Below are 20,105 nucleotides of genomic sequence, written 5' to 3'. Positions count from 1 at the left end.
AAATGGAAATTGTAATAATCGGAGGAGGATTTGCGGGAATGAACCTAGCAAAAGAACTCCTAAATCATGATGGTGTTCATGTAACATTGGTAGATAAAAATAACTATAATTTTTTTCCACCTCTTATTTATCAGGTAGCAACGGCTTATTTAGAACCCTCAAGTATTAGTTATCCATTTCGTAAATTTTTTGCAGGTAAAAAAAATCTGCAATTCCGATTAGGAGAATTAATGGAAGTAGTTCCAGCTGAGAACAAAGTAATCTTGAGTAATGGGGAATTAAATTATGATAAATTAATTTTCGCTACTGGTGCTGAAACAAGCTATTTTGGTATGGAAAACGTTAAGAAAAACGCGATTCCAATGAAAACACTAAATGATGCTATTGTAATGCGTAATACTTTGTTGAAAAACTTAGAAAAAGCCGCCATTACTAAAGACATGCGTAAGCGTCGTAAATTATTAACTATTGTAGTTGCAGGTGGAGGACCTACTGGTGTGGAGATATCAGGAATGTTTGCTGAAATGCGAAAAAATATTCTTTTAAAAGAATACCCTGAATTAGAAACTACAGCTAGTAATATTTATTTAGTTGATGGTGCTCCCGCATTATTAACTCCAATGAGTAAACAGTCTCAAGAGGACACTTATAAAGCAATTACTGAACTAGGGGTTGTTGTAAAATTGAACAATAATGTGGTAGATTATGTTGACGATACGGTTCATTTTGCCAATGGAGAAACCATTCAAACCAAAAACTTAATTTGGGCTGCTGGAGTTACTGCCAGAGAATTTAAAGGTCTTCCTGCTGAAAGCTACGGACGTGGTAAACGTTTAAAAACAGATGCTTTTAACAAATTAGAAGGCTCAAATAATATTTATGCCATTGGTGATACTTGTATCCAATTTAATGATGCAGCTTTCCCACACGGACATCCACAAGTAGCACAAGTTGCAATTCAGCAAGGAATTAATCTAGCGAAGAACATTAAAGCTTCTCTACAAGGAAAACCATTAGTACCTTTTACTTATGTTGATAAAGGTTCTATGGCTATTATTGGAAAAAATAAAGCTGTAGTTGATTTACCAAAACCAGAAATGCATTTCAAAGGATTCTTTGCTTGGATAATTTGGTTATTTATTCACTTAATTTCGTTGATTACCTATCGAAATAAAGTAAAAACATTCTACAACTGGATGGTTGCTTATTTCTCTAAAGATAACTCTTTAAGAATGATTATCAGACCTGATAAAAAATCATCAAAAGTTGCTTCAGAAGCATAAACGAAACTTTTAAATAAAATCAAACCCCAATGAAATTTAAATTTTCATTGGGGTTTTTGTTTTAAAATTTGCCTAGTCCTAAAAAGACGAAACAGAATTTAAATTACTGTTTCGTCTTTATATAATGGTAAGGACTAATTTTATTTCTTAATCTTAATCATTCTTTTTCCAAGCTGGAGTATTATCAATGCAGTAAGCGTAGTAGTCATCATAATAATGACCATAGGAATTATTGAATCAATTACAAAAACACTTACTATAAATGATGCCAAAGCTCCAAGTCCTAGCTGTATGGCTCCCATTAAGGCCGAAGCACTTCCTGTATTTTTGGTAAAGGGTGCCAAAGTAAGTCCCGCAGTATTAGGGTTTGAAATGCCTAAACAACCTAAAAAAAAGAACAATAATGCAATTGTTTCGTAAAGTCCCAAAAGGTCATTCATAGCAGTAATCAAAAAAGTAATGCTAATAAGAGACTGTGTAATTAAAGCTTTGAAAATCATCTGTTCACTCGTAAATTTACGTAGTAGTACCGAATTAAGTTGGCTTGCGCCAATAAAACTGCAGGACATAAATGCAAATATCCAGCCATAGGTTTTTGCATCAACTTTAAAGATATCCATAAATAGAATAGGGGAGGCAGCTACATAAGTAAATAGTCCAGAAAATGCCATTGCGCCAGTAAAGGCATAAGTGTAAAATTGAGGCTCTTTAAGTACTTTTACAAAATTATTGATAATTGGTTTTGGTTTTAGCGAAATAGATTCATCTGGCTTATACGTATTAGGTAGTCCAAAATGAGCCGATAAAAGGACACCAATCCCCAGAAACATTAATATTAAAAATACTGCTTGCCATCCAAATCCAGCGGTAACATATCCACCAATGGTAGGAGCCAACATAGGAGATAGCCCAACAACTAACATTAATAAGGAGAAAACTTTTGGAATTTCTTTTACAGGGAATAGATCTCTAACCATAGAAACAGAAGCTACAGTAGCGGCACAACTTCCAATGGCTTGAACAAAACGCAAACCAATAAATGTATAGATGTCTTTGACAAAAACACAAGCTAAAGATGCTATTATATAAACAAGTAAACCAATAATAAGAGGCTTTTTTCTTCCAAAACGATCTAACAATGGTCCATATAATAATTGTCCTGCCGAAATACCTATAAAATAACTTGATAAAGTCATGGCTACATTGGCAACACTGGTGTTTAAGTCTTTTGCAATTCCTGAAAAACCTGGTAAATACATATCTATTGAGAAAGGACCAAGAGCTGTAAGTGAACCTAGAATAATAATAGTTTTAAAGTAATTAGACTTTATCATTTAATTTTTTTTTATTTGTCACAAAGATAACTCAATATCTACCGTTTAATAGAGATCCAATATGTTAGAATATTCACAAAAAATATTTTTTTTTTGGATTAAAAATAAAATGTTAATATTGTGTTAAATCAAAAACATCAATTAAACCAAATGATATTTACTCATTCTAAACCATAAATCTATTTTTAATAATTTTAATTTTTTAAAATCCAATATTTAAAGTTGTAGTCGTATACATATTTTATAATTTTTAAAAATTATGGTTTTAGAGTAAAAAAAAAATTCATTGGTTAGTTTGACGATCCATTCTATAAATTATTTAGAATGGGTCGTTTTTTTTTATACTATTTGTAAAATGATATTTATTAAGTTGATTTTTTTGTAATATTTCAAACTATTGAATTTTAGTTTATTAGAAAGTCCTGGAGTATTATTTTATTATTTTTTTTCTTTTTCAAAACCAAAAGGATAGCAATGGCGTAAATGCTATTATAACTTAATAATTAAAATTATGAAAACGAGAAAAATTTTATCAGTAGCATTATTTGCTTTAGTATTTGGAGCCACCTCTTTCGCTCAAAAAACAGTAATGGTTGGTGGAGCAGCAATGTATCCAACAAAAAATATTATTGAAAATGCAGTTAACTCAAAAGATCACACCACATTGGTTGCGGCAGTAAAAGCAGCAGACTTAGTGGGAACATTGCAAGGTAAAGGGCCTTTTACGGTATTTGCACCTACTAATGCAGCTTTTGACAAATTACCAATGGGAACTGTTGAAACCTTATTAAAACCCGAAAACAAAAAAATGTTGCAAACCATTTTGACGTATCATGTTGTTGCAGGTAAAATGAATGCTTCAGATATTGCTAAAGCAATTAAAATGGGTAAAGGAAAAGCAACTATGAAAACAGTTAGCGGTGGAACTTTGACAGCTTGGATGAAAGGAAAAAAAATGTATATCACTGACGAAAATGGAGGAATGTCAATGGTAACTATTGCCGATGTTAATCAATCGAATGGTGTTATTCACGTTATTGATACAGTAGTGTTACCAAAATCTTAAGTTGGATTTTGAATAGCCGTAAAAAAGCCATTAGCAATCAAGCTAATGGCTTTTTTGAGTTTAATTATTTTTCTTTAAAATCTATAGACAATGAATTGACGCAAAAACGTTCACCTGTAGGAGTAGGGCCATCATTAAATACGTGTCCTAAATGTCCACCACAATTAGCGCAAACTATTTCAGTTCGTATCATACCGTGACTTTTATCTAATACATTTTTGACTTTTCCAGGAATGGCTTCATCAAAAGAAGGCCAACCGCAATGCGCATCAAATTTAGAGCTGCTTTCAAATAAAGGTTCTGCACAACCCCCACAGCAATAAGTACCTTTTTCATAATGTAGATTATATATACCAGTATGTGGGTATTCTGTTCCTTTTTCTCTTAATATTCGATAGCGATCACTTCCTAATTGCTTTTTCCATTCTTCTTCTGTTTTTTCTATTGGATATTTCATGATTATTTATTTTTAAAGGAATGATGCCGAAAACACGAGTGGTTTTCCATTAATACGAGTCTATAAAATTATTCCTTTTTTATCATAATTCAAATTTTTTAAGGCTTTCCCTTCCTAATATGAATCCTAATTAATAATCAATAATCAGAATTTGAAAGTTATAAATTATATGATTGTTAGTTTTATGATGATTTAATGTTTCTAAACTGTGAAATATTTACAAATCATCATATTTTACAGGTTTAAAGTGATGTTTTTTAATATTTAATTAATTTTTTTATCAGACTTTTATTTGAAAGTTTTTTTACTAAATTTAGAAAATCATAAACATTGTTTTTGATAAAGAGTTTTGATTATAATTTTTTAGTTGAATTAAATAAGCCGAAGAAAGAATAGTGCTTTGTAATTTGATTAATAAGCTTAGGATTACAATAAATGAAAGTATTAGAAATAATTCATATTAGTGCAGAATGTTATCCTGTTGCAAAAGTAGGTGGTTTAGCGGATGTCGTTGGAGCGATAGCAAAATATCAATTTAATGCAGGGCATAATGTAAGTGTTGTGGTTCCCTGTTATGAAACGAAGTTTATTAAAGAAAATGAATTTGAGACAATACATTGGTCTCAAGTTAAATTAGGTCATTTTAATTTTCCTTTCAGTGTTTTAAAAGGAATTAATCATAATTTAGGTTTTAATTTATATTTAATCACAATTCCAGAACTTTTTGACAGAGGTGAAATTTATGGTTATAAAGATGATATTGAACGTTTTTTGTCTTTTCAAATAGCTACTTTGGATTGGTTTGTAGCACATAATCTTTTACCTGATGTTGTTCATTGTCACGATCATCATAGCGCGGTTATTCCTTTTATGATGCAACAAGCATTCGATTATGAGAAACTAAGACCAGTTCCAACTGTATTAACAGTACATAATGCGCTTTACCAAGGGCAATTTGGATTCGATAAATTACATTATTTCCCTAGTTATGATTTGTCAAAAACACCATTATTGGAATGGAGTGGATGTATCAATTCTTTGGCAGTTGGATTAAAATGTGCAAGAGCAATCACAACAGTTTCTCCAAATTACCTAAATGAAATTAATTATAATGGCTATGGCTTAGAAATGTTATTCAATCAGGTGCGCTATAAGTCTAGAGGAATTCTAAACGGAATTGATAATGATGTATGGAATCCAAAAATAGACCCTCTTATAGCGACAAATTATGATGTGGATGATTTTGAAGTTGGAAAGCAAAAAAATAAGGAAAAACTATGTAAATTATTCAATTTCAACGTTGAATATCCACTTATAAGTTTTGTTGGCCGATTGTATGAAGAAAAAGGAGCAGATTTATTGTCAGAAGTGGCAAGAAAAGCCATTTCAACAAACAATAATAAAATTAATATTCTTATATTGGGTTCGGGAAATAAGGTAATAGAAGATAGTCTGAAGTTGGTTCTTAATGATTTTTCTAGTAATTATAATTTAAGTATTGAATTTAATGAGAAATTGGCCCATCAGATTTACGCAGGGTCTGATTTCATCTTAATGCCATCCCGAATGGAATCTTGTGGTTTGAATCAAATGTATGCGTATCGATATGGAGCTATTCCTGTAGTTAGAAGAACTGGAGGATTGAAAGATACCGTTGTTGATATTAGTGAAAACGGTTTTGGGATATGTCATGACCATGCCACAGTAGATGATGTTTGTGATGCTATTCAAAGAGCCTGCGAATTGTATAAGGAAAAGGAAAAAATAAAAGTAATTGCAAAATCCGGAATGGTACTCAATCATTCATGGGAAAAGGCATATCAAGAATATTTAGAAATGTATAATTTAATAATAAAATAAAAGATGAAAGCGAAGCGAAAAAATGTGATTGCAATTATTCTAGGAGGTGGTCAAGGGTCAAGATTGTATCCATTAACGGAGACTAGGTCAAAACCAGCCGTTCCTATTGGAGGAAAATACAGATTAGTTGATATTCCTATTTCTAATTGTATGAATTCCGATATATATAGAATGTTTGTATTAACACAGTTTAATTCGGCTTCGTTAAATGCGCATATTAAGAATACTTACGTTTTTAGTGCTTTTAGTCAAGCATTTGTAGATATTTTGGCAGCTGAGCAAACGCCTGATAACCCAACATGGTTCCAAGGTACAGCTGATGCTGTAAGACAATGTATGCCTCACTTTTTAAATCACGATTTTGATTATGCATTAATTCTTTCAGGTGACCAATTGTATCAAATGGACTTGAATGAGATGATTGAAGAACATATCAAAAAGGATGCAGAAATTTCTATTGCAACTTTGCCTGTAAATGATAAAGATGCACCTGAATTTGGAATCTTAAAAACGAACAAAGACAGTTATATTGAATCTTTTATCGAAAAACCAGCTAAAGAATTATTGCCAAATTGGACATCAGATGTAAGCGAACAAATGAAATCTGAAGGGAAACATTATTTGGCTTCGATGGGTATTTATATTTTCAATAAAGATTTATTGGTTGATTTGATGAGTAATTTTGAAACCAAAGATTTTGGTAAAGAAATTATTCCACAAGCTGTTCAAACCAATAGAGTATTGAGCTACCAATATGAAGGATATTGGACAGATATTGGAAATATTGACTCTTTCTTTGAGGCTAATATCGGATTGACTGATGATGTGCCTAAGTTTAATTTATTTGATAATGACAATAAAATCTACACTAGGCCAAGGATGTTACCTCCTTCAAAATTTCAAAACACAAACATCGATCGTTCATTGATTTCGGAAGGTTGTATTTTGAATGCTAAAGAAATTAATAAATCGGTTATTGGAATTCGTTCTAGAATTGGAAAAGATACAATTATACAAAATTGTTACATTATGGGTAATGATTTGTACCAAAGTATTGAAACCATGGAAGAAGAGAAGAACAGCGATAAAATATTAGTAGGTATTGGTGAGAGATGCTACATTAAAAATGCTTTAATTGATAAAAACTGCCGTATTGGAAATGATGTTTATATCTGTGGAGGTGAGCATTTAGAGAATTCTTCAAATGAATTATATGCTGTTAAACAAGGGATTGTAGTTATCAAAAAAGGGGTAGTTATTCCAGATAACTATGTAATTAAATAATTTGCTACAATCTTAAACTTGATAAATTAAAAAGATATAAAACAGGAATACTTATAAAAAATTAAAATGCAGAATCAAACCCGTATTATAATAGAAAATGTAATGCCTCAATTAGACTGTGGAGCATTTCCAATAAAGAGAATTGTAGGACAAACAGTGAGAGTGACTGCTGCTGTTTTTGCAGACGGACATGATGTTGTTGAGGCTTGTGTAAAATACAAACACGAAAACGATAAAAAATGGAAGGAAGTTCGAATGATTCCAGCTGTAAACGATGAGTGGTTTACTGAATTTAAAGTCGAAAAACAAGGGAGTTATTCTTATTTCGTAGAAGCTTGGGTCGATTATGCATTAAATTGGCAACACGGTACTGAACGTAAAATTCAAGATAATCAATATGTTAAATCAGAACTTTTAGAAGGGGCTGAATATGTAAGAGCAGTAAGAGAGTGGGTGACACCATCTGAAAGTGATTATTTAGGTCATTTAGACTATTTGTTTACAAATGAATCAGAGTATGATAAAGCTGTTCATGAAGTGAATTCGTCCAAATTGACTGCCATATTTAAAAAACACCCTTCTCGTTTTTTAGCCAATCAATCTGCTGAATTGAAAGTGTATGTTGATAGAAAAAAAGCCTTATTTAGTACTTGGTATGAGTTTTTTCCACGTTCCTCTTCTCCTGAAGATGGAAAACATGGAACCTTTAAAGATTGTATACAATTATTGCCAAGAGTAGCTGAAATGGGGTTTGACACCTTGTATTTTCCTCCAATTCACCCTATTGGTGAAGTTAATAGAAAAGGGAAAAACAATAGTACTAATGCTGAACATGGTGATGTAGGCTCTCCTTGGGGAATTGGTTCTGTTCATGGTGGACACAAATCGACACATCCCGAATTAGGTTCAATTGATGATTTTAAAGAATTAGTCCAAAGAGCACAAGAATTGGGAATTGAGGTAGCTATGGATTACGCTTTACAAGCAGCACCAGACCATCCTTATGTGAAGGATTTTCCACAGTGGTTCAAATGGAGACCTGATGGTACAGTTCAATATGCTGAAAATCCACCAAAAAAATACCAAGATATTCAACCTATTTATTTTGAAAGTTCCGACTGGAAAAATTTGTGGAAAGAATTATTAGATGTAGCATTATTTTGGGTAGAAGAATGTAATATTAAAGTCTTTAGAGTTGATAATCCGCACACTAAACCATTTTACTTCTGGGGTTGGTTGATAGGTGAAATTAAGAAAAAACATCCCGATGTATTGTTCTTAGCTGAGGCATTCACAAGACCAAAAATTATGAATGAATTGGCGAAGCAAGGTTTTAGTCAATCCTATACTTATTTTACTTGGAGAAATTCTAAGGCCGAATTAACAGATTATGTTACAGAGTTAACACAATCCGAACAAAAAGAATTTTACCGTCCTAATTTCTGGCCTAATACTCCAGATATCAATCCATTTGCATTACAAAGCGGAAATGAATCAACGCATTTACAGAAGTACTTTTTAGCTGCAACTTTAAGTTCAAGTATTGGTATCTATGGACCTGTTTTTGAGTATATGGTGTGTCAACCAATGGCTGCAGGAAAAGAAGAATATCTTAACTCTGAAAAATATGAAGTTTATAAATGGGATTGGAGTATTAAAAATAAATTAACACGATTAATTACTAAAATAAATAGTATTCGTAAACAACAAGCTTCATTACAGCAAACTAATAATATTGTTTTTTGTAATACTAACAATGACCAAGTTATAGCGTATTACAAGTTTGATGACAGCAAACAAAATAAAACCTTAATGATTGCTAGTTTGGACGCTCATCATACGCAACAAGCAATGATACAATTACCTATTTCTGAATTAGGAATTAATCCAATTAACATTGTAGATTTAATTACTGGAAATAGTTATTTTTGGGATAAAGAGTGGAATTTTGTGGAATTAAGTCCTGATTTACCATTTCATTTGTTTCAAATTCAAGATTAAATACAATTTAACTAATAATAGTACGGTTTTTAAGAACTAGATTTTTTTCTACAAATTATACTAATTCTAGTTATCATTTTTAAAATGATGGTGTCAAAAATATTTGAAATTAGTGCAATTTTTTTCACTTGAAAGAATTTGTAATAATGAGTGTAATTTGTGAAAAAAAAGACATAACAAACCAATATTGTTTATAAAAACAAACCAAAAAATGAATAAAGTACAAACGCATTCTCTTTTTACCGATTTTGATATCGATTTGTTTAAGGCTGGAAAACATTTCAGACTTTACGAAAAATTAGGGGCGCATCTTATTGAAGTTGACGGAGTAAAAGGAGTGTATTTTGCCGTTTGGGCACCAACTGCTCGTTCGGTTTCTGTTGTAGGAGATTTTAATTACTGGATACAAGGCGAACATCAGCTTCAAGTACGTTGGGATTCTTCGGGTATTTGGGAAGGTTTTATTCCAGGTATCGAAAAAGGAACAACTTATAAGTATAAAATTCAATCAAATAACGGTGGAGTAATTACTGAAAAAGCAGATCCTTTTGCTTTTTACTGCGAAAAACCACCTCATACTGCTTCTGTAGTTTGGGATTTAGATTATAAATGGGACGATAAAAATTGGATGGAAACAAGAAAAGACCATAACGGTCTTGATAAACCTTATTCAGTTTATGAAGTACATTTAGGTTCTTGGAAACGTCATGGTGATGAAAATCGGTTTTTAACTTATGAAGAATTTGCTGTAGATTTAGTAAACTATGTCAAAGAAACTGGATTTACTCATGTTGAGTTTATGCCTGTAATGGAATATCCTTATGACCCTTCTTGGGGGTATCAATTAGTAGGTTATTTTGCTCCAACATCTCGTTTTGGTAATCCTCAGGGCTTTATGCATTTAGTTGATTCCTTACACAAAGCAGGGATTGGCGTAATATTAGACTGGGTACCATCACATTTTCCTGATGATGCACATGGATTAGGCTATTTTGATGGCTCAAACTTATACGAACATCCAGATAGAAGGAAAGGATATCACCCTGATTGGAAAAGTTTAGTCTTTAATTATGGTCGAAATGAAGTTCGTTCATTCTTAATTAGTAATGCTATCTTCTGGTTACAGCACTATCATGTAGATGCATTACGAGTAGATGCTGTTGCTTCTATGTTGTATTTAGATTATTCTAGAAAAGATGGAGAATGGGAGCCAAATGAATATGGTGGACGCGAAAACTTAGATACAATTAGTTTCTTAAAAGAATTCAATGAAGCGGTATATGGTAGCTTTGAAGGTGTTCAAACCATAGCAGAAGAAAGTACTTCATTCCCAATGGTGTCTAAACCAACTTTTATGGGTGGTTTAGGTTTTGGAATGAAATGGATGATGGGTTGGATGCATGATACTTTAGAATATTTCAAAAAAGAAACGGTCTATAGAAAGTACCATCAAAATGAATTGACTTTTTCAATGACATATGCTTTTTCCGAAAATTTCATGCTACCTCTTTCACATGACGAAGTAGTGTACGGAAAATGTTCAATCGCAGGAAGAATGCCTGGGGATGAATGGCAAAAATTTGCGAATCTAAGGCTTCTTTATGGGTATATGTTTACACATCCAGGGACAAAATTATTGTTTATGGGGTCTGAGTTTGGTCAAAGTGCAGAGTGGAATTTTGAAGCAAGTTTAGATTGGCACTTATTACAATATCCTGTACATGCTGGAGTCAAAAAAGTAATTACTGATTTGAATGCACTGTATAAATCCGAACCTGCATTACATGAAAAACAATTTAGTCCAGAAGGATTTGAGTGGATTAATTATTCTGACCATCAGAATGCGGTGATGTCCTATATTAGAAATGGAAACGATAAAAAAGAAAGTGTAATTGTAGTTTGTAATTTTACGCCAGTCGTTCGTAATGAATATAGAATAGGATTGCCAAGAAAAGGAAAATTAAAAGAAATTTTCAACAGTGATGCTGAAATATATGGTGGAAGTGGGATTAGCAACCCTGATAAAATTACAATAGAATCTTCTCCTTATGACGGAAGAGATTATTCTGCAGAATTGGTGTTAGCTCCACTGAGCGTTACTGTTTTTAAAATTTCATAGATTTTTTATAACTGAACTTTTTTGTGATATCGGTATTAATTTATGAATTAATACCGATATTTCATTTCTAAGCTTTTTTCTTTTAAAACAACAGCAATCTTTTCATCAATAAAGTCCTAAATTCAAGTTGGATGCATTAAGGTATTTGTAAATTTGCAATATTAATGACAAGAACTTACAATAAATAGTAAATATGATTACAAATACAGATTTAGAATATAAAGGAGATTTATATCCTTCAAAAATTGTTTCTTTTGAGCACGAAGTAGATTCTGTTTATTTTCATACTAATAATAGTGTAATTTTAAAAGTAACTGTACTTAGAGATAGTATGTTACGTTTCAGATTCACTACGAAAGGATATTTCAGTAATGATTTTTCGTATGCAATTGATAAGTATCATTCTCATGGTTATAATTTTTTGGAAGTGACTGAAAAGAAAGATCATTTCGAAATTCAGACTAGTAAAGTAATTTGTAGGATACAAAAAGTAGATTTAAGACTTTCGATTTTTGATATAGATGGTAATGTGATTCTAGAAGATGAACTCGGATTTCATTGGGAAGAAAGTTATGAATTTGGTGGGAATATTGTCAAAATGAGTAAAGCTTCCCGCGAGGGTGAATGTTTCTATGGACTTGGGGACAAAGCGACTCAAATGAATCTAAAAGGCAAAAGGTTGGAAAATTTTGCCACTGACCAGTATGCTTTTCAAAAAGATCAGGAGCCTTTGTATAAAGTAGTCCCTTTTTATATAGGCTTGCATAATAAAAAAGCGTATGGAATATTCTTTGATAATACATTTCGAACTTTTTTTGATTTTTGTAATGAAAGACGTAATGTAACTAGTTTTTGGGCTGAAGGTGGTGAGATGAATTATTATTTCATTTACGGACCAAAAATGCAAGACGTGGTTACCTCTTATACAGATTTAACGGGTAAACCTGAGTTACCGCCACTTTGGACACTTGGTTATCACCAATGTAAATGGAGTTATTTCCCAGAGAGTAATGTAAAAGAAATAACAGCAAAGTTTAGAGAATTGAAAATTCCATGTGATGCCATCTACTTAGACATCGATTATATGGATGGTTTTCGTTGTTTTACTTGGGATAAAAATCATTTTCCCGACCCAAAACGAATGGTTGCTGAATTAGCGGCCGATGGATTTAAAACAATTGTTATCATTGATCCAGGGATAAAAATAGATAAAGAATATTCTGTTTATCAAGAGGCTTTAGCTAAAGACTATTTTTGTAAAAGAGCAGACGGCCCTTATATGAAAGGAAAAGTGTGGCCTGGAGAATGTAATTTCCCTGATTACACAAATCCCGAAGTTAGAGAATGGTGGGCGGGATTATTTAAAGAATTAGTTTCGGATATTGGAGTAAAAGGGGTTTGGAATGACATGAATGAACCTGCCGTAATGGAGGTACCAAATAAAACTTTTCCAATCGATGTTCGTCATCATTATGATGGAAACCCTTGTAGTCATCGTAAAGCACATAACATTTATGGGACACAAATGGCTAGGGCTACTTATCATGGGGTGAAACGATTTATATATCCTAAAAGGCCTTTTGTGATAACGCGCTCCGCTTATGCAGGTGCACAACGGTATACATCCTCATGGACAGGAGATAATGTGGCTACATGGGAACACCTTTGGATAGCTAATATTCAAGTACAACGAATGAATATATCAGGAATGGGATTCACTGGTTCGGATATAGGTGGATTTGCAGAACAGCCTTCAGGTGAATTGTATGCACGTTGGATTCAGTTAGGAGTATTTCATCCTTTTTGTAGAACACACTCGTCAGGAGATCATGGACATCAAGAGCCATGGGCATTTGATGAGGAGGTAATTGATATTACTCGAAAGTTTGTTAACCTTCGTTATCAATTATTACCGTATTTATACACCATGTTTTGGCAATATATCGAAGAAGGTTTACCAATGCTGAAACCTTTAGTTTATTTTGACCAAGAGGACATTCAAACACATTATAGAAATGACGAATTTGTATTTGGAAATCAAATATTAGTTTGTCCTATATTAGAACCTAATTCTTTAGGTAGAAGAATGTATATGCCAAGAGGACAATGGTATAATTACTGGACAAACAAGATGGTTAATGGAGGGAAAGAAATGTGGGTAGATGCGCAATTTGATGAAATTCCAGTTTTTGTAAAAGCGGGAGCTATCATTCCTAAATACCCAGTCCAGCAATATGTGGGAGAATTAGAGTTTGATGAATTAATTTTAGATGTATATTACAAAGAAGGTAAAGAAAAATCGGTAGTATATGAAGATGCCCAAGATGGGTATGATTATAAAAAAGGAAGGTATAGTTTCTTAACTTTCAAAGTTATCGGAAAAGAGAAAGAATTGAATATTCAGTTGCACAAGGAAGGTAAATTTGAAACAGCCTATTCGAAATATAAAATTAATTTAATAGGGCTTCCATTTAAAGTTAAAAGCATCGAAATCAATAACGAAACATTAGATTTTGACAAGAAGACTTTAGATTTGTATAATTATCTAATAGTTGATAAAGAATTTACTGTACTACATATTGTTGGAGTGTAGTTCAAATAGTTTATTTTTGTAATAAAATATATAACAATGAAAAAGAATTTATTTATAGGTATTTGTACTATCGGTTTGATGGTTTCTTGCGCAACTAATCCTCTTACAGGAAAAAAAACGTTGAATTTTGTTTCAAATAGTGAATTGTTTCCATCTTCTTTTCAACAATACGGTGAGTTTTTGAAAGAAAACAAAGTGATTACTGGAACAACTGATGCAAAGAAAGTTGAAACGGTAGGTCTTAAAATTAAAAGTGCTGCCGAAAGATATTTAGCATCTCTTGGGCAAACGGAATATTTAAAAGATTACCGTTGGGAATACAAACTAGTAGATAATAAAGAAGTAAATGCTTGGTGTATGCCTGGAGGTAAGATTGTAGTTTATTCTGGAATTATGCCTATAGCTAAAAATGATGCAGGTTTAGCAACGGTTATGGGACACGAAGTATCACATGCATTAGCTAATCACGGTGCACAACGTATGAGTGCTTCACAAATACAATCGCTAGGTGCTGTAGGTGTTGCTGTTGCAACAGGTGGTCAAAGTGCTGAAAAACAAGCGATGTGGCAACAATATTACGGTATGGGATCTCAAGTAGGAGTGATGTTACCTTTTAGCCGTAGTCATGAAACTGAAGCTGATAAGATTGGATTAGTATTGATGGCAATTGCAGGGTATAATCCAGAGGAATCAATCAATTTCTGGACAAGAATGTCTGCAGGTTCAAATGGACAAGCTCCCGCTGAAATGCTAAGTACACATCCATCTGATGCGACTAGAATTGCTAACTTAAAAGCAATGGTTCCTGAAGCAAAAGCTATTGCAGCTAAATTTGGAGTTGTTTTCAAATAAATAAAAAAAAACAGGATAGTTTATCAGGAAGCCAATTCGAAAGAATTGGCTTTTTATTTTTTAAGGAATATAGGTTGTAATCAAATTAAAAAATAATAAATTCGTTAAAAATAATTTTATGAATGATTTACAAAAAGGAGATAAAAAGTTATTGAATGCTTGGGCTTTTTATGATTGGGCTAATTCGGTTTACACACTTACAATTGCTTCGGCAGTGTTTCCTATTTTCTATGAAGCTTTATTTTCAAATGATGATCATTATATAAATGTTTTTGGTTTACATCTCAAAAATACGGCCTTGATTAGTTTCATTACGGCTACTGCATTTTTAGTGGTTTCTTTCATTTCTCCTTTATTATCTGGAATTGCTGATTATGTAGGTAACAAAAAATCATTTATGAAGTTTTTTTGTTACCTAGGCGCTTTGTCTTGTATGGGTTTGTATTGGTTTGATTTGGAAAACATATATTTAGGTTTAGGATTTTATTTTTTAGGCTTAATAGGGTATTGGGGGAGCTTGGTTTTTTATAATTCCTATTTGCCAGACATTGCTTTTCCTGAACAACAAGATCAAATTAGTGCCAAAGGATATTCATTAGGATACATTGGAAGCGTTGTTTTGTTGATTATTAATCTAACGATGATAATGAAACCAACACTTTTTGGTATTACAGGAACCGCAGGTGAGGCATCAATGAAAGCCATGCGCTATTCCTTTGTAATGGTAGGAGTGTGGTGGGTTTTATTCAGCCAATATTCGTATTATTATTTGCCAAAAGGAAACAATAATTCGCAGCATAAAGTAACCAAAGCCATTATTTTTAATGGATTTAAGGAGCTTAAAAAAGTTTGGTTATTATTAGAAGAAAATGTTCGCTTAAAAGCGTATTTAAAAAGTTTTTTTGTATCAATTATGGCGGTGCAAACAGTGATGTTAGTAGCAACTTATTTTGGAGCACAAGAAATTCAATGGTCTTCAAAAGAGGAAAGCACCATTGGGTTGATTATTTGTATTTTATTGATACAAATTGTAGCTGTTTTAGGAGCTATTTTAACTTCTCGATCTTCTAATAAATGGGGAAATATACCCACTTTAATAGGAATCAATTGTATATGGATCGTGTTTTGCATTCTGGCTTACTTCATCACTTTGCCCATACATTTTTATATCATGGCTACTATAGCTGGACTTGTCATGGGAGGAATTCAATCGTTGTCTCGTTCAACCTATTCAAAGTTATTACCTGAAACGAAGGACACGGCCTCTTTTTTTAGTTTCTATGATGTGGCTGAAAAAATTGGAATTGTAATAGGAATGTTGGTTTACGGACTAATAGACCAAATTACGGGTAGCCCTAGATTAGCAATTGTATTTTTAGCTTTCTTTTTTATCATTGCAGTGGTTTTATTAAATAAAATCCCCAAAAAAGAGCACTAAATTTACTAAATTAGAATAAGCATAGATGTATCATTTTGTTTATGGCATAATGATTGACTTTAATACATCAAGGTAATCGGGGTAAATTATTATCAATTGATTATCAGTTATATAAAACACCATATCTATTAACTTTGTTTCCAAATATTTTTTTGTTTGGTGACAAAATGACTTAATTACATATATGTCAAATCATAAAATAAGTACTATTGACAATCTGTCACTTCAAGAGATCGATTCTCAAGCCGAATTAATCCCATTACTAACTCCTGAAGATGAGGAAGAAATGATGAATGAAGTATTGCCTGAAACGATTCCTATTCTTCCATTGCGAAATATGGTCTTATTTCCAGGTGTAGTTATTCCTATTACTGCAGGACGTGATAAATCAATTAAATTAATTGATGATGCAAATGCTGAAGGAAAAATTATTGGTGTAGTTGCTCAAATTGACGAAGATGTTGAAGAGCCTACAAAAAATGATATCCATCAAATTGGAACCGTAGCTAGAATTCTACGTGTTCTAAAAATGCCTGATGGAAATACTACAGTAATATTACAGGGTAAAAAACGATTCGAAATTTCATCGATTGTTACTGAAGAGCCTTATATGACTGCGAATATCAAAGATATTCTAGAGAAGAAACCTAAAGGTAAAAATTCGGAATTTTTGGCGATTTTAGAATCAGTTAAGGATTTAGCGATTCAAATTATCAAAGAGAGCCCAAATATTCCAAGCGAAGCTACTTTTGCAATAAAAAATATTGAAAGCCAGTCTTTCTTAATTAATTTTGTGACTTCAAATCTGAATTTATCAGTTAAAGAAAAACAAGACTTACTAGCGATTAACAACCTTAAAGATAGAGCATTAGAGACTTTGAAATACATGAATGTTGAGTTGCAAAAATTGGAACTTAAAAACGACATTCAATCTAAAGTTCGCTTTGATTTAGACCAACAACAAAGAGAATATTTCTTGCACCAACAGATGAAAACTATCCAAGAGGAATTGGGTGGAACATCTCAGGAAGAGGAAATGGACGAAATGTTGGCGAAGTCCAAAACTAAAAAATGGGACGAAAAATGTCAAAAACATTTTGAAAAAGAACTATCTAAAATGCGTCGTATGAATCCACAAGCACCAGACTTTGGGATTCAAAGAAATTATTTAGAACTTTTATTAGAATTGCCTTGGAATGAATTCTCTAAAGATAATTTTGATTTAAAGAGAGCACAAAAAATATTAGACAGAGACCATTTTGGACTCGAAGAGGTGAAAAAGAGAATGATTGAGCATTTGGCAGTTTTAAAATTGCGTAACGATATGAAATCGCCAATCATTTGTTTGACAGGACCTCCAGGTGTGGGTAAAACTTCTATTGGACGCTCTGTAGCTGAAGCTTTAGGTAGAGAATATGTCCGTATTTCTCTTGGAGGATTACGTGATGAAGCAGAAATTAGAGGGCATAGAAAAACGTATATTGGTGCTATGCCAGGTCGAATTATCCAAAGTTTGAAAAAAGCTGGAACCTCAAATCCTGTTTTTGTGTTGGACGAAATCGATAAATTATCCAATAGCAATCAAGGAGATCCGTCTTCTGCTTTGTTGGAAGTTTTGGACCCTGAGCAAAACAGCACTTTTTATGATAATTTTGTTGAATTGGGCTATGATTTATCTAAAGTGATGTTTATTGCTACTTCAAATAATATGTCGATGATTCAGCCTGCTTTACGCGACCGTATGGAGGTGATAAAGATGTCTGGCTATACGATTGAAGAAAAAGTAGAAATTGCCAAGCAGCACCTGTTTCCACGTCAATTAAAAGAACACGGATTAACGTCCAAGGATTTGACTATTGGTAAAAAACAATTAGAAAAAATCGTTGAAGGATATACTCGTGAATCTGGGGTTCGTGGCTTGGAAGCTAAGATTGCTCAAGTAATTCGTAATGCTGCTAAATCAGTTGCGATGGAGGAAGAGTATAATAAAAAAGTAACTGATGCCGACATTGTTGAAGTTCTAGGTGTACCTCGTTTAGAAAGAGATAAATACGAATCAAATGATGTGGCTGGAGTAGTTACCGGTTTGGCTTGGACTAGTGTTGGAGGAGATATCTTGTTTATTGAGTCTTTGATTTCTCCAGGTAAAGGAGGGATGACAATCACAGGGAACTTAGGTACAGTAATGAAAGAATCTGCGACAATTGCCTTGGAATACATAAAAGCTAATACCGAATTATTAGGTTTAGATCCTGAAATTTTAACCAAATACAACATTCATTTACACGTGCCAGAAGGAGCAACGCCCAAGGATGGTCCAAGTGCGGGAATTGCAATGTTGACTTCATTAGTTTCTTTATTTACCCAAAAAAGAGTAAAGAAAAATATTGCCATGACTGGTGAAATTACTTTAAGAGGTAAAGTGCTTCCTGTAGGTGGAATTAAGGAAAAAATATTAGCTGCCAAAAGAGCTAATATTAAAGAATTAATTTTATGTCATGAAAATAAAAGTGATGTTGATGAAATCAAACCGGAATACGTAGATGGTCTTATCTTTCATTATGTCAAGGAGATGAATGAGGTATTGGAAATTGCTATTACAAATCAAAAAGTAAAAAATGCTAAAAAACTATAACTTATAGTTTGCATTATTTTTTATATAAAACCAAAATTAGACTACAAATTCAAAGGTCTAGTTTTGGTTTCTTTATTATTATTTGATTTTCAATAAAAAAGCAAGTAATTATTGCATATTAATTTTATCTTCGCAACTGCGTTTTATTAAAACCATATTTAGCATGTTTAAAAGGCAGATTGTTTTTTTGTTTTTATTCTTTTGTTCTTTTTCCTATTCTCAAATAGGAGGTAAGAGTGTTTATCAATTTTTAAATTTGGTTACCTCTCCTAGACAAGCTGCGCTAGGTGGAAAGATAATTACTATTTACGATGAAGATGTGAATCAAGGGATTTTTAATCCCGCATCCATTAATCCTGATATGCACAATCATCTCGCGATCAATTACGGAAGTTATTTTGGAGAAGTCACTTATGGTACCGCTTCTTATGCCTATACTTATGACCGCCATCTGCAAACTTTTCATGCTGGTGTCAATTATATCAATTACGGTGATTTTGATGGATATGATGAAAATGGTCAGCAAACGAACTCATTTACTGGTAGTGAAATAGCCATTTCAGGTGGGTATTCTTATAATGTTCCTTATACTACGTTGCACTTGGGAGCTAATGCTAAGTTTATTTCTTCCAGTTTAGAAACCTATACTTCATTGGGAGGAGCAATAGATTTAGGTGCCATTTATATTGATGAAAAAAATGATGTCAATTGGGCGTTGGCAATTCGAAATATAGGAACTCAGTTTACGACTTATTCAGGGATTAGAGAGCAATTGCCTATGGAGGTAATTTTTGGTGTATCTCAGGAATTAGAACATGTTCCAATACGCTGGCACCTTACCTTGGAAAACTTACAACAATGGAATATCTCTTTTTCAAATCCTGTGAGAGCAGAGAGTTCTTTTGATGGTGAGACTACAGAAGAAAAAGTTTCCTTTCTTGGAAACACCTTTAGACACGTGATTTTAGGAGCAGAATTATTTCCTAAAAAAGCCTTTAATTTAAGATTGAGTTACAATTTCAGAAGAGCACAAGAATTAAAAATTCTTGAACAACGCACATTTTCTGGATTGTCGGTAGGATTAGGATTAAAAATGAATAAATTAAAATTCAATTATTCTTATTCTAGATATACATTGGCGGGAAATACGAGTCTTTTTGGATTGACCATTAATTTTCAATAA

The 20,105-nt window shown here is 32.6% G+C and carries 13 protein-coding genes; 11 read left to right on the top strand and 2 right to left on the bottom strand.

Annotated features, from left to right (window positions below):
- The first annotated feature begins 2 nt into the window (after positions 1-2).
- Positions 3-1,283, top strand: coding sequence for an NAD(P)/FAD-dependent oxidoreductase (locus SLW70_RS12585; RefSeq protein WP_320888788.1), 1,281 nt, complete (start codon positions 3-5; stop codon positions 1,281-1,283).
- 140 nt (positions 1,284-1,423) lie between these two features.
- Here SLW70_RS12585 and SLW70_RS12580 read toward each other — a convergent pair whose 3' ends face one another.
- Positions 1,424-2,617, bottom strand: coding sequence for a multidrug effflux MFS transporter (locus SLW70_RS12580; protein ID WP_320888787.1), 1,194 nt, complete (start codon positions 2,615-2,617; stop codon positions 1,424-1,426).
- Between the two features lie 511 nt (positions 2,618-3,128).
- Between SLW70_RS12580 and SLW70_RS12575 the strand changes: the two genes are divergently transcribed.
- Positions 3,129-3,683: a fasciclin domain-containing protein gene (locus SLW70_RS12575; RefSeq protein WP_320888786.1), complete on the top strand. Its 555-nt coding sequence runs from the start codon at positions 3,129-3,131 to the stop codon at positions 3,681-3,683.
- A gap of 64 nt (positions 3,684-3,747) precedes the next feature.
- Here SLW70_RS12575 and msrB read toward each other — a convergent pair whose 3' ends face one another.
- Positions 3,748-4,140 (bottom strand): peptide-methionine (R)-S-oxide reductase MsrB, encoded by a 393-nt coding sequence (gene msrB / locus SLW70_RS12570; RefSeq protein WP_320888785.1) that lies wholly within the window; start codon positions 4,138-4,140, stop codon positions 3,748-3,750.
- A gap of 435 nt (positions 4,141-4,575) precedes the next feature.
- On the opposite strand from msrB, the gene SLW70_RS12565 reads away from it, so the two are divergent.
- The 9 genes from SLW70_RS12565 (at position 4,576) to porQ (ending at position 20,105) form a co-directional block, all read left to right on the top strand.
- The gene (locus SLW70_RS12565; protein WP_320888784.1) at positions 4,576-6,000 is read left to right on the top strand and encodes a glycogen synthase; all 1,425 of its coding nucleotides are present in this window, start codon (positions 4,576-4,578) and stop codon (positions 5,998-6,000) included.
- 3 nt (positions 6,001-6,003) lie between these two features.
- The gene (locus SLW70_RS12560; RefSeq protein ID WP_320888783.1) at positions 6,004-7,284 is read left to right on the top strand and encodes a glucose-1-phosphate adenylyltransferase; all 1,281 of its coding nucleotides are present in this window, start codon (positions 6,004-6,006) and stop codon (positions 7,282-7,284) included.
- A gap of 66 nt (positions 7,285-7,350) precedes the next feature.
- Positions 7,351-9,285 carry an alpha-1,4-glucan--maltose-1-phosphate maltosyltransferase gene (locus tag SLW70_RS12555; protein WP_320888781.1) on the top strand — a complete coding sequence of 645 codons (1,935 nt, stop codon included), beginning with the start codon at positions 7,351-7,353 and terminating at the stop codon, positions 9,283-9,285.
- A gap of 211 nt (positions 9,286-9,496) precedes the next feature.
- A complete protein-coding gene (gene glgB / locus SLW70_RS12550) occupies positions 9,497-11,404 on the top strand; it encodes a 1,4-alpha-glucan branching protein GlgB (RefSeq protein WP_320888780.1) in 1,908 nt (635 codons plus the stop codon).
- A gap of 193 nt (positions 11,405-11,597) precedes the next feature.
- Positions 11,598-13,997, top strand: a complete 2,400-nt coding sequence (locus SLW70_RS12545; RefSeq protein ID WP_320888779.1) for a glycoside hydrolase family 31 protein — start codon at positions 11,598-11,600, stop codon at positions 13,995-13,997.
- A gap of 36 nt (positions 13,998-14,033) precedes the next feature.
- The gene (locus SLW70_RS12540; protein WP_320888778.1) at positions 14,034-14,849 is read left to right on the top strand and encodes a M48 family metallopeptidase; all 816 of its coding nucleotides are present in this window, start codon (positions 14,034-14,036) and stop codon (positions 14,847-14,849) included.
- Between the two features lie 118 nt (positions 14,850-14,967).
- Positions 14,968-16,287, top strand: coding sequence for an MFS transporter (locus SLW70_RS12535; protein WP_320888777.1), 1,320 nt, complete (start codon positions 14,968-14,970; stop codon positions 16,285-16,287).
- Positions 16,288-16,471: 184 nt separating this feature from the next.
- On the top strand, positions 16,472-18,922 hold the full coding sequence (gene lon / locus SLW70_RS12530) for an endopeptidase La (RefSeq protein ID WP_320888776.1): 2,451 nt from the start codon (positions 16,472-16,474) through the stop codon (positions 18,920-18,922).
- A 163-nt stretch (positions 18,923-19,085) separates the two neighbouring features.
- Positions 19,086-20,105 (top strand): type IX secretion system protein PorQ, encoded by a 1,020-nt coding sequence (gene porQ, locus SLW70_RS12525; RefSeq protein WP_320888775.1) that lies wholly within the window; start codon positions 19,086-19,088, stop codon positions 20,103-20,105.

It is taken from the genome of Flavobacterium sp. NG2 (genome assembly GCF_034119845.1).
GTDB lineage: Bacteria > Bacteroidota > Bacteroidia > Flavobacteriales > Flavobacteriaceae > Flavobacterium.
The sequence above is the reverse complement of the archived record's forward strand: the minus strand, read 5'-3'. Positions and strand labels throughout refer to the sequence as shown.

Excerpts from the sequence above, each read along its gene's own strand:
- SLW70_RS12585 (WP_320888788.1), top strand. The coding sequence starts at position 3 with ATGGAAATTGTAATAATCGGAGGAGGATTTGCGGGAATGAACCTAGCA.
- SLW70_RS12580 (WP_320888787.1), bottom strand. The coding sequence starts at position 2,617 with ATGATAAAGTCTAATTACTTTAAAACTATTATTATTCTAGGTTCACTT.
- SLW70_RS12575 (WP_320888786.1), top strand. The coding sequence starts at position 3,129 with ATGAAAACGAGAAAAATTTTATCAGTAGCATTATTTGCTTTAGTATTT.
- msrB (WP_320888785.1), bottom strand. The coding sequence starts at position 4,140 with ATGAAATATCCAATAGAAAAAACAGAAGAAGAATGGAAAAAGCAATTA.
- SLW70_RS12565 (WP_320888784.1), top strand. The coding sequence starts at position 4,576 with ATGAAAGTATTAGAAATAATTCATATTAGTGCAGAATGTTATCCTGTT.
- SLW70_RS12560 (WP_320888783.1), top strand. The coding sequence starts at position 6,004 with ATGAAAGCGAAGCGAAAAAATGTGATTGCAATTATTCTAGGAGGTGGT.
- SLW70_RS12555 (WP_320888781.1), top strand. The coding sequence starts at position 7,351 with ATGCAGAATCAAACCCGTATTATAATAGAAAATGTAATGCCTCAATTA.
- glgB (WP_320888780.1), top strand. The coding sequence starts at position 9,497 with ATGAATAAAGTACAAACGCATTCTCTTTTTACCGATTTTGATATCGAT.
- SLW70_RS12545 (WP_320888779.1), top strand. The coding sequence starts at position 11,598 with ATGATTACAAATACAGATTTAGAATATAAAGGAGATTTATATCCTTCA.
- SLW70_RS12540 (WP_320888778.1), top strand. The coding sequence starts at position 14,034 with ATGAAAAAGAATTTATTTATAGGTATTTGTACTATCGGTTTGATGGTT.
- SLW70_RS12535 (WP_320888777.1), top strand. The coding sequence starts at position 14,968 with ATGAATGATTTACAAAAAGGAGATAAAAAGTTATTGAATGCTTGGGCT.
- lon (WP_320888776.1), top strand. The coding sequence starts at position 16,472 with ATGTCAAATCATAAAATAAGTACTATTGACAATCTGTCACTTCAAGAG.
- porQ (WP_320888775.1), top strand. The coding sequence starts at position 19,086 with ATGTTTAAAAGGCAGATTGTTTTTTTGTTTTTATTCTTTTGTTCTTTT.